Source organism: Arthrobacter sp. H20, assembly GCF_000520515.1.
Classification (GTDB): Bacteria; Actinomycetota; Actinomycetes; order Actinomycetales; family Micrococcaceae; genus Arthrobacter_D.
Genome location: NZ_KI914723.1, coordinates 61464 through 73941 on the forward strand (window position 1 = coordinate 61464; position 12478 = coordinate 73941).

At 64.7% G+C, this 12478-nt stretch carries 11 protein-coding genes and 1 pseudogene; 11 read left to right on the plus strand and 1 reads right to left on the minus strand.

Going from position 1 to position 12478, the window contains the following annotated elements:
• From Y703_RS22615 to nusB, 4 genes and pseudogenes are all read left to right on the plus strand, one after another.
• A pseudogene (locus Y703_RS22615) lies at positions 1–193 on the plus strand (hypothetical protein); the annotation flags it as partial.
• Entirely contained in the window at positions 183–1274 is a 1092-nt protein-coding gene (aroB, locus tag Y703_RS0107280) for a 3-dehydroquinate synthase (RefSeq protein WP_026552174.1), read from the plus strand. The pseudogene Y703_RS22615 and the gene aroB, both read left to right, overlap by 11 nt.
• A 135-nt stretch (positions 1275–1409) precedes the next feature.
• Positions 1410–1973 (plus strand): elongation factor P, encoded by a 564-nt coding sequence (efp, locus tag Y703_RS0107285; protein WP_026552175.1) that lies wholly within the window; start codon positions 1410–1412, stop codon positions 1971–1973.
• Positions 1970–2380: a transcription antitermination factor NusB gene (gene nusB / locus Y703_RS0107290; protein ID WP_026552176.1), complete on the plus strand. Its 411-nt coding sequence runs from the start codon at positions 1970–1972 to the stop codon at positions 2378–2380. Before efp ends, nusB begins: the two co-directional genes overlap by 4 nt.
• A gap of 23 nt (positions 2381–2403) precedes the next feature.
• On the opposite strand, the gene Y703_RS18545 is transcribed toward nusB, so the two are convergent.
• On the minus strand, positions 2404–3564 hold the full coding sequence (locus tag Y703_RS18545; RefSeq protein ID WP_155849433.1) for a PrsW family intramembrane metalloprotease: 1161 nt from the start codon (positions 3562–3564) through the stop codon (positions 2404–2406).
• Between the two features lie 100 nt (positions 3565–3664).
• On the opposite strand from Y703_RS18545, the gene pyrR reads away from it, so the two are divergent.
• The 7 genes from pyrR to pyrF all read left to right on the plus strand — a co-directional run.
• Entirely contained in the window at positions 3665–4264 is a 600-nt protein-coding gene (pyrR, locus tag Y703_RS0107300) for a bifunctional pyr operon transcriptional regulator/uracil phosphoribosyltransferase PyrR (protein WP_026552177.1), read from the plus strand.
• On the plus strand, positions 4261–5274 hold the full coding sequence (locus tag Y703_RS0107305; RefSeq protein WP_026552178.1) for an aspartate carbamoyltransferase catalytic subunit: 1014 nt from the start codon (positions 4261–4263) through the stop codon (positions 5272–5274). The genes pyrR and Y703_RS0107305 overlap by 4 nt, the downstream gene beginning before the upstream one ends.
• The gene (locus Y703_RS0107310; protein ID WP_026552179.1) at positions 5271–6608 is read left to right on the plus strand and encodes a dihydroorotase; all 1338 of its coding nucleotides are present in this window, start codon (positions 5271–5273) and stop codon (positions 6606–6608) included. The genes Y703_RS0107305 and Y703_RS0107310 overlap by 4 nt, the downstream gene beginning before the upstream one ends.
• A complete protein-coding gene (locus Y703_RS18550) occupies positions 6596–7150 on the plus strand; it encodes a PH-like domain-containing protein (RefSeq protein WP_051427385.1) in 555 nt (184 codons plus the stop codon). The genes Y703_RS0107310 and Y703_RS18550 overlap by 13 nt, the downstream gene beginning before the upstream one ends.
• Positions 7147–8358 (plus strand): glutamine-hydrolyzing carbamoyl-phosphate synthase small subunit, encoded by a 1212-nt coding sequence (carA, locus tag Y703_RS18555; protein WP_035764167.1) that lies wholly within the window; start codon positions 7147–7149, stop codon positions 8356–8358. Before Y703_RS18550 ends, carA begins: the two co-directional genes overlap by 4 nt.
• Positions 8359–11673 (plus strand): carbamoyl-phosphate synthase large subunit, encoded by a 3315-nt coding sequence (gene carB / locus Y703_RS0107325; protein WP_026552180.1) that lies wholly within the window; start codon positions 8359–8361, stop codon positions 11671–11673.
• On the plus strand, positions 11660–12478 hold an 819-nt coding region (pyrF, locus tag Y703_RS18560), incomplete at its 3' end, for an orotidine-5'-phosphate decarboxylase (RefSeq protein ID WP_035764216.1). The genes carB and pyrF, both read left to right, overlap by 14 nt.

A 12478-nucleotide genomic window follows, 5' to 3' on the forward strand; every position in this document is an offset into this window, starting at 1 on the left:
CCGTCCGCTGTACGAGCGGCTGGCCGACCGGGTGCTGGACACGCGGGGCCGCAGCATTGATCAGCTGGTCACCGAGGTCTCCACAGCCCTTGGGCTGACGCCACCGCACCCAGCCCACGCGCAGCCAGCACACGCGCAGCCAGCACACGCGCAGCCAGCACAGAATAACGGAAAGGACAGTCATGGCGAATGAGCCGACAGTCATCAAAGTCACCGGTACCACTACGGCTGAAAACTACGAGGTAGTCATCGGCCACGGACTGCTGGAGAAGCTTCCGGCCATCCTGGGGGAGCGGGTTCGCCGCGTGCTGGTGATCCACCCGCGGGCGCTGAGGAGCACTGGAGATACAGTACGCGCCGAGCTGGCCGACGCCGGCTTTACAGCTGTGACAGCCGAAATTCCGGACGCCGAAGAGGGGAAGCACATTCAGGTGGCTGCCTTCTGCTGGCAGGTACTAGGGCAGAACGATTTTACGCGTTCGGACGCAGTGGTGGCAGTCGGCGGCGGAGCCGTCACCGACCTGGCGGGCTTCGTTGCTGCGACCTGGCTGCGGGGCGTCAAGGTGGTGCACCTCCCGACCAGTCTCCTCGGAATGGTTGACGCCGCGGTGGGAGGCAAGACGGGCATCAACACAGCCGAAGGCAAGAACCTTGTCGGAGCGTTCCACCCCCCCGCGGCAGTGCTGGCCGATCTCGATACCCTGTCCACCCTGCCACGCAACGAACTGCTCACGGGGATGGCAGAGGTGGTCAAGTGCGGTTTCATCGCCGATCCCCGCATCCTCGAGTTGATCGAGACGAATCCGGCGGCCGTGTCCGACGGCAGCTCGGCAATTGTCCGCGAACTCATCGAACGGGCCGTCGCGGTCAAGGCCGAAATAGTGTCGGTCGACCTCAAGGACACCGGTCGTCGGGAGTTCCTCAACTACGGCCATACCCTCGGACATTCGATCGAACTGGCCGAGCGCTATTCCTGGCGCCACGGCGCAGCCGTCTCAGTGGGACTGGTATTCGCCGCTGAACTCTCACGGATGGTCGGCCGGCTGAGCGACGAATCAGCCGACCGCCATCGCAGCATCCTTGAACTCCTCGAGTTGCCCGTCACATACCGCCGGGACCGGTGGGCTGCCCTCCTGGATGGCATGCGGCGGGACAAAAAGTCACGCGGTGACCTCCTGCGGTTCGTTGTTCTTGACGACATAGCCCGCCCCAGCATGCTCGAGGTCCCCGACACGTCGCTGCTCTTCGCTGCCTATCAGGAGATTGCCTCCTAACCACCCGCGCGGCACCCGCCGCAGCCAGCGGTTGCACCACAGGGTAGAATGGGCTCTGGACTTTTCCCACCTCACTGCATGTGGCCTTCGGATCCTTACTGCCCGGACGTCGATGTTTTACACGAAAGAGACCCTGTGGCTACCACAAACGACATCAAAAACGGCACGGTGCTGAAGCTTGAAGGCAACCTGTGGAACGTTCTCGAGTTCCAGCACGTCAAGCCAGGCAAGGGCGGCGCCTTCGTCCGCACCAAGCTGCGCAACATCCTGTCGGGCAAGGTAGTCGACAAGACTTTCAACGCCGGATTGAAGATCGAAACTGCAACAGTTGACCGCCGCGACTACCAGTACCTGTACAAGGACGGCGAAGACTTCGTGTTCATGGACACGTCGGATTACGATCAGCTCACCGTGCCCGGCAAGACCGTCGGCCAGGCCGAGAAATTCATGCTTGAGAGCCTCATGGTCACCATCGCCATGCACGAAGGATCAGCCCTCTACGTGGAGCTGCCGCCCTCAGTAGTGCTCGAGGTCACCTATACCGAGCCGGGGCTGCAGGGCGACCGCTCCACCGGTGGGACTAAGCCAGCAACAGTCGAGACCGGCTACGACATTCAGGTTCCCCTGTTCCTGGAAACCGGAACCAAGGTCAAGGTCGACACCAGGACCGGCGACTACCTGGGACGCGTCAACGAGTGAGCGCCCGCAGTAAAGCCCGCCGGCGGGCACTCGACATCCTTTTCGAAGCGGAGCAGCGTGCCGTTTCACCCCTCGAGGCGCTCAAAGCGCGCCGGGAAAAGACCGACACGGTGGTTGCCCCGTATTCGGTGGACATCATCGAAGGGGTCATGACCCGGGGGGAGCAGATCGATGAGTTCCTCGGCACCTATTCGCAGGGCTGGACCCTCGACCGGATGCCAGCAGTGGACCGGATGATCCTCCGCGTGGGCGCTTGGGAACTGCTCTACAACCCTGACGTGCCCGACGGCGTTGCCGTCAGCGAAGCTGTGGAACTCGCGAAGATGCTCTCCACCGATGAATCACCAGCATTCATCAACGGCCTGTTGGGCCGGCTCCAGCAGCTGAAGCCGACGCTGCTCGCCTAGGGTTCGCGCCCTGGGCCGGGCAGTCAGCGACCGGCCGGGGCCAGCAGCTCAGACCGCAGCCGGGTCACCTCCGCCAGTAGAAGCCGCTCCCGCGCGGTGTTGAGCTGCGTATCGTGCCCGGCGAGGAGGCGCTGGCGCGTGAACGCCAGCCGGGTAGCGGACCTGATGAACGCGACCATGATCTGGTGGCGACCGATGCGCCGGGCCCAGCCCAACGCCTGCGAACGCCCGCCCCGAGTCGCCAGCATCTGCACCTCCTGGCCCGTAAACCATCCGGCCGCCGCATAGCCGCCGAGCCGCGCTTCGGTGAGACGACGCTCGGCCCGTCGAAGGGCCATGATGCTGGCGATCGCTGCACAAAACAGGGGCAGCTGGATCAGGAAATAGAACTCGAAGAAGTCGGTGAACAAGACCAGCAACCCGCCGTTCCACAACATGTGCCCGGCAATGGCTGGCACCAGGCCCACCACGAAGGCCACGAAAATGTGCCGGGTGCCGCCGCGTGCCACAGCGAGCCCCAGCACCACTCCCAGGGCCGCCGAAAACATGACGTGGGCAAAGGGCGAGAACAGCCCGCGGATCACGAACACTGAGACCAGGCCGCCCAGCCCGCCGCCAGCCAGCGCCGCAGCTCCGAAGTACAGGATGTTCTCGGTGAACGCGAAACCCGCCCCGACCATCCCGGCATACACAATCCCATCCACCGGGCCATCGAAGTGGCTCCGCCGCGAGAACACGAGGACCAGCACTCCGAGCCCCTTGGCGATCTCCTCCACCAGGGGTGCCTGCAGTACCGGACCGATGACTTCCGACGGCGTCGAGGCCAGCGCCAGCTCCAGCAGCTCAGTGACATAGCTGCCGAGCAGCAGCGCCGCGACGACCGAGATCCCGGCACCCCACAGGAACGCGAACCACAGGGCGCCACGGGGCTCGGGATCCCAGCGATCAATCCACATCAGTCCGGCCACGCAGATGGACAGCGGGATCAGCGCGAGAACCCCGCACATGATCAAGGCACCGGCGCCCAGCGAGGAGCCCAGGAACCAGGCCAGGACCACCAAAACCATAGCCGTCACTGCCACCAGCAGCACGTTCGCGACGCCGGGACCCCTGCGGACCGCCCGATCCCAGACCGGCTCAACCGGTTGCAGTGATTCCCAGGGAGGTGGTGCCGGAATAGTCATCTTCACAGAATAAGCGGTAGGCGCTGTGATAGTTTTGGAGACGCAACCACCCTTTAAATTCCGTCCTGTGAGGCGGGGAAGGAGGAAGCGTCAAATGAACATGCCTGCACCTCGGCCCGAGAGTGTTGTTTCGCGTGTCGTTCTCGCCGAAGCCGATATTGACCGTGCGCTGACCCGTATTGCCCACGAGATCCTCGAGGCCAACAAGGGCACCACCGACCTGGTGCTGTTGGGCATCCCGCGGAGAGGTTATCCACTTGCCCAGCGCCTGGCCGCGAAGATAGCCGCCGCCGAATACCAGAGCACCGGAATCTCACTTGACCCCTCAGCGATCGTCGGCCAGCTCGACGTCACCATGTTCCGCGACGATCTCCGCCACCATCCCACCCGCCCACCGCTGCCAACGCAGCTGCCGCCGTCGGGCATTGACAACAAAGTAGTTGTCCTGGTCGACGACGTCCTGTATTCCGGGCGGACCATCCGCGCCGCACTCGATGCCCTCGTGGATCTCGGCCGGCCGCGGGCTGTGCGGCTGGCGGTGCTCGTCGACCGCGGTCACCGGGAGTTGCCTATCCGTGCCGATCATGTGGGCAAGAACCTGCCGACCTCCTCGGTTGAAAAGGTGAGGGTTCACCTGGCCGAGATTGACGCCGTCGACGGCCACGACGTCACCGAAGTGATCATCGAGGGCCCAGCATGAGGCATCTGCTCTCCACCCGTGATCTGTCCCGGCAGGATGCCATCGAGATTCTCGACGTTGCCGAAGAGATGTCGGCCGTCGGGGAACGGGAAATCAAGAAGCTTCCTGCCCTCCGCGGACGGACAGTGGTGAACCTTTTCTTCGAGGATTCCACCCGCACCCGGATCTCCTTCGAGGCCGCTGCTAAACGACTGTCTGCGGACGTCATCACGTTCGCTGTCAAGGGCTCCTCGGTGTCCAAGGGTGAATCGCTGAAGGACACCGCCCAAACCCTTGAGGCGATGAGCGCCGATGCAGTGGTGATCAGGCACTGGGCGTCCGGCGCCCCGGCCCGGCTGGCGACGTCCGACTGGATCGACGCCGCCGTCATCAACGCGGGGGACGGGATGCACGAACACCCCACCCAGGCACTCCTCGACGCGTTCACCCTCCGCCGTCACTGGGCGAAAATATCAGGCGTCCCAGCCATCGGGTCCGATCTGTCATCAATGGCGGTGACCATCGTCGGCGACGTCCTGCATTCCCGGGTGGCCCGCTCCAACCTCTGGTTACTGAAGACACTTGGCGCCTCAGTGACACTGGTTGCCCCGCCTACGCTCGTTCCGGTCGGCGCCGAGGCATGGCCGTGCCGGATCACCTACGATCTGGACGAGGCACTGGCGGCGCGGCCCGACGCGGTGATGATGCTGCGGCTCCAGGCCGAACGGATGAATGCTGCATTCTTCCCCTCCACCCGTGAATACTCGAGGAGATGGGGGTTCGACGACGCCCGGCTGGCAGCACTCGACACTCATGGTCTAGAGCACACGGTCATCATGCACCCCGGCCCGATGAACCGGGGCCTTGAGATCTCCGCTGGAGCAGCCGATTCGCCCCGCTCCACAGTCCTCGCCCAGGTGCGTAACGGGGTCTCCGTCCGGATGGCAGCGCTGTATCTACTGCTCTCCGGTGAGCACCAGGCGACTTCAGTGCCAGCCACCACCCAACTGACCCAGGAGAACTCACGATGACAGCACCAGCCCGCTATCTGATTCGAGGAGCAGCACTGCTGGGCCGGGAACGGGCGGACCTGCTCATCGCCGACGGCATCATCGCCGAAGTGGGCACTGGCCTTTCTGCCGCTGGCGCCACGCTGATCGACGCTGACGGGCTCGTGGCACTCCCGGGCCTGGTGGACCTGCACACCCACCTCCGGGAACCCGGACGCGAAGACGCTGAAACTGTCGAGACCGGTACCCGAGCTGCAGCCAAGGGCGGCTTCACAGCCGTCCATGCCATGGCGAACAGCACCCCCGTCGCTGACACCGCCGGGGTGGTCGAACAGGTCTATAGCCTCGGCCGGCGTGCCGGCTGGGTCGAGGTACGTCCGGTGGGAGCTGTGACAGTTGGGCTGGGCGGCACCCAGCTCGCCGAAATCGGTGCCATGGCCGACTCCCGTGCCGGCGTCCGCGTCTTTTCCGATGACGGAGTGTGCGTCAGCGACCCAGTCCTGATGCGCCGTGCACTGGAATACGTGAAGGCCTTCAACGGGGTAATCGCCCAGCACGCCCAGGAACCGCGGCTGACCGAGGGCGCCCAAATGAACGAGGGCGCCGTCTCGGCTGTGCTCGGACTGACCGGCTGGCCCGCCGTCGCCGAGGAAAGCATCATCGCCCGGGATGTCCTGTTGGCTCACCACGTTCAGTCGCGGCTGCACGTCTGCCATGTGTCAACTGCCGGTTCGGTGGACATCATCCGCTGGGCCAAGGCCCGGGGGATCCGGGTCACCGCTGAGGTCACTCCCCATCATCTCCTCCTCACTGACGAGCTGGTCCGCAGTTACAACCCGGTGTACAAGGTGAACCCACCGCTGAGGACAGGCGAAGACGTCCAGGCGCTGCGGGAGGCCCTCGCGGACGGCACCATCGACATTGTCGGCACCGACCACGCGCCGCACCCCTCCGAGCACAAGGAGTGCGAGTGGGCCCAGGCCGCGATGGGGATGACCGGGCTGGAAACTGCTCTATCAGTTGTGCAGCACACCATGATCAATTCGGGGCTGATGGATTGGGAAGGGTTCGCACGCGTCACATCCCGCGCCCCGGCAGCGATCGGCGGATTGGAGCAGCAGGGCAGACCATGTGTTGCCGGTGAGGCAGCCAACGTCACACTCGTTGACCCCGCTGCCCGCTGGGTGGTCGATCCGGATAAAATGGCCACCATGGGCCGCAACAGCCCATTTGCAGGCACAGAACTTCCCGGTGCCGTCCACGCCACCTTCTTCAGGGGCCACCCCACAGTGCTGGATGGTCGCCTGAACACACCACACCCAACTGCAGCTGAGGAATCCACATGGACTGGCTAATGCCCGTCGCCCTCTCACTGGGCATCATCGCCGCCGTCATCGGCCTTGGCGCGCTGGGCTGGCGCAACCGACTGGCGCGGCAACAGGACATCGCTGCCCCGTCCGAGGCGCCCAAGATGCTCAGCGAACCGCTCTACCTGGCCACAGGCCAGTACGTAGTCACCACCACTGCCGGCGATTGGCTCGACCGGATTGCGGTCCACGACCTGGGCGTCAAATCCAACGCCACCGCGAGCATCCACGAGGAGGGCATCCTGATCGTCCGCAGCGGTGCAAGGGACCTCTTCATCCAGCGGGCAGCCCTCCGCAGCGTCAGGCTGGATCGCGGCATGGCCGGCAAATTCGTGGAGAAGGACGGGCTGGTGGTGTTCACCTGGGCTTTGAACGGCTCGGACGTTGACACTGGGTTCAGGACCCGCCAGGCAGAGGCCCGCACCGGGCTGCTGCACGCAGCAGCCGCCCTCGTCCCCGCCGATACCCAGTCGCCCACCGACACTCCCGGCCCAGCACAGACCCACACCCCCACTAAGGACATACAGTGACAGATTCCACCCAGCCAGCACCCGAGAGCGCTGCCGTCCTGATACTCGAGGACGGCCGCACGTTCCGCGGCCGCAGCTACGGCGCCCAGGGAACGGCGTTGGGCGAAGCCGTCTTCGCCACCGGCATGACCGGCTACCAGGAGACCATCACCGATCCGTCCTACGCTCGCCAGCTGGTGGTCCAAACCGCCCCCCACATCGGCAACACCGGGGTCAACGCCGACGACGCCGAGTCCCGCCGCATCTGGGTGGCCGGCTACATTGTGCGCGATGCTGCCCGCCGTCCCTCCAACTGGCGTTCCGAACAGAGCCTCGACGGTCAGCTCCTGGACCAGGGCATCGTCGGCATCCAGGGTGTTGACACCCGGGCTGTGACCCGGCACCTGCGCGAACGTGGGGCGATGAAGGCTGGCATCTTCTCAGGTCAGGCAGCAGCCGGCTCCGACGCCGAGCTGTTGGCGCAGGTTGCTGGCCAGGAGTCGATGAAGGGTGCCCGGTTGGCGGACGAGGTTAGCGCTACCAGCAGATACGTCGTCGAACCGTCCGACAATGGCTGGTCGGGTGAGCCGCTGTTTACCGTTGCCGCACTGGACCTGGGGATCAAGGCGATGACTCCTAAACACTTCGCCCAGCGGGGTGTGCGAACTGTTGTGCTTCCGGCCAACTCAACCTTCGACGACCTGGCCCGCGAGTCACCGGACGGCGTGTTCATGTCCAACGGGCCCGGTGACCCGGCCACCGCAGACCCGCAGGTAGCCCTGCTCAGGGAAGTCCTCGACGCGCGGATCCCATTCTTCGGTATCTGCTTCGGCAACCAGATCCTGGGCCGCGCGCTGGGCTTTGGCACCTACAAGCTCCGCTACGGACACCGCGGTATCAACCAGCCCGTGCTTGACCGACGCACCGGCAAGGTGGAAATCACCTCGCAGAACCACGGCTTCGCCGTCGACGCGCCGCTGGATGGTCCCACGCAGGCGCCGGAGGGACGCTTCGGCAGGGTTGAGGTCAGCCATGTGAGCCTCAACGACGACGTCGTCGAGGGCCTCGCCTGCCTGGACGTGCCCGCCTTCTCCGTCCAGTACCACCCGGAGGCGGCGGCAGGACCCCACGATTCGGCGTACCTGTTTGACCGGTTTATCCAGCTGATGGCAGATACCCGGTCCGATGACCAGCAGAACCGCGACGCAAGCGATAAGGAAGAAAACTAGATGCCACGCAGAACCGACCTCAAGAGCGTCCTGGTCATTGGCTCCGGACCGATTGTCATCGGCCAGGCCGCCGAATTCGACTATTCCGGAACTCAGGCGCTGCGGGTGCTGAAGGAGGAGGGCCTGCGCGTCATCCTGGTCAATTCCAACCCTGCGACCATCATGACCGACCCCGAATTCGCTGACGCCACCTATGTGGAGCCCATCACCCCGGAGGTGGTGGCGAAGATCATCGAGAAGGAACGCCCCGACGCCCTCCTGCCGACCCTGGGCGGGCAGACCGCCCTCAACACAGCAATCGCGCTGGACAAGCACGGCGTCCTGCAGAAGTACGGCGTTGAACTGATCGGAGCCAACATCGCGGCCATCGAACTGGGGGAGGACCGCGAGAAGTTCAAAGGAGTGGTTGCCCGGTGCGGCGCCGAATCCGCCAGGTCAACGATCATCCACTCCATCGACGCGGCGTTGGAGGCTGCAACCGACCTTGGCTACCCGATGGTGGTCCGCCCCTCCTTCACCATGGGAGGCCTGGGCTCGGGTCTTGCATACAACGAAAAGGACCTGCGCCGCATCGTCGGCCAGGGCCTGCAGTACAGCCCCACCACCGAGGTCCTCCTGGAGGAAAGCATCCTGGGCTGGAAAGAGTACGAACTCGAGATGATGAGGGACAAGAACGACAACGTGGTGGTCGTCTGCTCGATCGAAAATCTTGACCCAGTGGGAGTCCACACCGGCGACTCGATTACGGTTGCCCCGGCGATGACCCTCACCGATCGCGAATACCAGCGGTTGCGTGACATTTCGATAGCTATCATCCGCGAGGTAGGGGTCGACACCGGCGGCTGCAACATCCAGTTCGCCATCGAACCCGACACCGGCCGTATCGTGGTCATCGAAATGAACCCCCGCGTCTCCCGGTCGTCAGCCCTGGCCTCCAAGGCCACTGGCTTCGCCATCGCGAAGATCGCCACCAAGCTTTCCCTCGGCTACACCCTCGATGAGATCCCCAACGACATCACCCAAAAGACCCCCGCGTCATTCGAACCGACCCTCGACTACGTGGTGGTCAAGGTTCCACGGTTCGCCTTTGAAAAGTTCCCGGCAGCTGACCCCACCCTGACCACCACCATGAAGTCAGTCGGAGAGGCGATGGCCATCGGCAGGAACTTCACCGAGGCGCTTCAAAAGGCCCTGCGATCCCTTGAACAGAAGGGCTCCCAGCTGTCGTTCGACACAGCTATCGACAGAGACGTTCCGGCACTGATCACCGCTGCCAAGCGCCCTACCACTGATCGGCTCGCCCAGGTGCAGCAGGCGCTGCTCGGCGGCGGCACAATCGATGAGCTGTATCAGGCAACGGGGATCGACCCCTGGTATCTTGACCAGCTGGTGCTGCTCAACGAGGTGGCGGCAACAGTGCGGGAGGCACCGGCCCTCACCGAGGAGATGCTGCGGCTCGCCAAACGACACGGCTTCTCCGATGAACAGATCGGCGCCCTGACCCACACCCCCGAAGCGGTGGTCCGCGGAGTCCGTCATGCCCTCGGTGTCCGCCCGGTGTACAAGACTGTCGACACGTGTGCCGCCGAGTTCGCCGCCTACACCCCCTACCACTACTCGTCCTACGACGAGGAGGACGAGGTAGGCCCACACGCCAAACCATCGATCATCATCCTCGGGTCCGGTCCCAACCGGATTGGGCAGGGTATCGAGTTCGACTATTCATGCGTGCACGCCTCGATGGCGCTGCGCCAGGCGGGCTACGAGACGGTGATGGTCAACTGCAACCCGGAAACGGTTTCGACTGACTATGACATCTCCACCCGGCTGTACTTCGAGCCGCTCACACTGGAGGACGTCCTCGAGGTGATCGCGGCCGAGGAGCGCACCGGCGGCGTGATGGGCGTCTTTGTGCAACTCGGTGGACAGACGCCACTGAAACTTGCCCAGGAACTGGCCGACGCCGGTATCCCCATCCTGGGTACCTCACCAGTTGCCATCGACCTGGCCGAACACCGAGGGGCTTTCAGCCGGGTTCTTGACGCGGCGGGGCTCATCTCGCCGAAGAACGGCACAGCCGTCTCGTTCGAGGACTCCAAGAAGATCGCCGACGAGATCGGCTATCCAGTGCTGGTCCGCCCCTCCTATGTCCTGGGCGGCCGCGGTATGGAGATCGTCTACGACGAGGCGAACCTTTCACGCTACATTGCCAACGCCACCGAAATTACCGAGGCGCACCCCGTCCTCATTGACCGGTTCCTCGAAGACGCAATCGAGATCGACGTCGACGCCCTGTACGACGGCACCGAGATGTACCTCGGCGGCATTATGGAACACATTGAAGAAGCGGGAATCCACTCCGGCGACTCGGCGTGTGTGCTCCCACCCATCACCCTTGGCGCTGACATCCTGCAACGCGTCCGCGAAGCCACGCTGGCGATCGCCGACGGCGTGGGCGTCCGTGGGCTCATCAACATCCAGTTCGCGCTGGCATCCGACGTGCTCTACGTCCTGGAGGCCAACCCCAGGGCCTCCCGCACAGTGCCGTTCGTATCCAAGGCCACCGGCGTGCAGCTGGCCAAGGCGGCAGCCCTGATCGGGACCGGAGTGTCAATTGCTGCCCTCCGCGCCGAGCACCGGTTGCTTCCCGCGACGGGCGACGGCGGCGATCTGCCGCTGGATGCCCCCGTCTCGGTCAAGGAGGCCGTCCTGCCGTTCAGCCGGTTCCGCACCCCCGACGGCACAGTGGTGGATTCCCTGCTGGGCCCGGAGATGCGCTCAACGGGCGAGGTAATGGGCATTGACAAATACTTTGACACTGCCTTCGCCAAGAGCCAGGCAGCTGCGAACGGCGCGTTGCCAACCGAGGGCAGGGTTTTTGTCTCGGTCGCGAACCGGGATAAACGCTCAATCATCATGCCGGTGAAACGCCTGGTGGATCTCGGGTTCGAGATCCTGTCCACCGGCGGCACCGCCGATGTGCTGCGGCGGAACGGTATCCAGTCCACCACCGTGCGCAAGATCGCTGAGGGTACCGGCGCCAACGGTGAGGGAACAGTTGTCGATCTGATCACCGACGGAACCATCGACATGATCATCAACACCCCTTCTGGTGGGCAGGCGCGCGGCGACGGTTACGAGATCCGCGCCGCTGCGACGTCCTACGGTCTCCCGGTCATCACCACGGTTCCCGAATTCGGTGCGGCAGTGCAGGCGATCGAGGCAATGCGCTCCTACGAATGGTCGGTGACCAGCCTGCAGGAGCACGCCGCCAATCTGCAGGCAGCTACCAAAGTTCGTAATGCCGCACGGTAGCGAAACCTTCGGTGCCCGGCTCGCTGTGACCATGCAGCAGCGGGGGAACCTATGCGTGGGGATCGATCCGCACCCGGCGCTGCTCACCGCCTGGGGACTGACCGACGACGCCGCCGGGTGCGAGCGGTTCGCTGTGACAGTCCTTGAAGCGGTGGGGGAGACAGCTTGCATCCTCAAACCCCAGGTCGCGCTGTTCGAACGTCACGGGTCTGCCGGGCTGGCCGCCCTTGAACGCCTGCTGGCTGCCGCAGCTGACCGCGGGGTCATGACGATCGCCGATGCGAAGCGGGGTGACATCGGGTCCACCATGGCCGCCTATGCGGACGCCTGGCTGCGGGACGGCTCGGCCCTGGCCGCCGACGCCGTGACCCTGAATCCCTACCTCGGATTCGAGTCGCTGCGTCCCGCCTTGAACCTGGCCGCCGAGACCGGCCGAGGGGTGTTCGTCCTGGCGCTGACATCGAACCCGGAGGGCGCTGCCATCCAGCACGCGGAGGTCAGGGACCGGGTGGGGCGGCATCCGGCACCCGGAAACACCCCTGACCAGAGCATCGGGCACGCAGTGGCCCGGGTGATCGCCGACGCCGCCGCCTGGGAAAACCGCTCCGACGTCGGTCTGGGGTCGGTCGGGCTGGTCGTCGGTGCCACGGCTGGAGCTGCAGTGCGCGACCTCGGACTCGACCTGGAGAACCTGAATGGCCCGATCCTGGCGCCCGGGATCGGAGCTCAGGGCGCGGGCCGAGCCGAACTCGCCGACACCTTTGGTCCTGCGTCACCGCTGGTGCTCGCCAGCGCCAGCCGCAGC

Bases quoted from the DNA above. Each gene is read 5' to 3' on its own strand.
- Y703_RS0107305 (WP_026552178.1), top strand. From the start codon at position 4,261: ATGAGGCATCTGCTCTCCACCCGTGATCTGTCCCGGCAGGATGCCATC.
- pyrR (WP_026552177.1), top strand. From the start codon at position 3,665: ATGCCTGCACCTCGGCCCGAGAGTGTTGTTTCGCGTGTCGTTCTCGCC.
- carB (WP_026552180.1), top strand. From the start codon at position 8,359: ATGCCACGCAGAACCGACCTCAAGAGCGTCCTGGTCATTGGCTCCGGA.
- Y703_RS18550 (WP_051427385.1), top strand. From the start codon at position 6,596: ATGGACTGGCTAATGCCCGTCGCCCTCTCACTGGGCATCATCGCCGCC.
- aroB (WP_026552174.1), top strand. From the start codon at position 183: ATGGCGAATGAGCCGACAGTCATCAAAGTCACCGGTACCACTACGGCT.
- Y703_RS18545 (WP_155849433.1), bottom strand. From the start codon at position 3,564: ATGACTATTCCGGCACCACCTCCCTGGGAATCACTGCAACCGGTTGAG.
- Y703_RS0107310 (WP_026552179.1), top strand. From the start codon at position 5,271: ATGACAGCACCAGCCCGCTATCTGATTCGAGGAGCAGCACTGCTGGGC.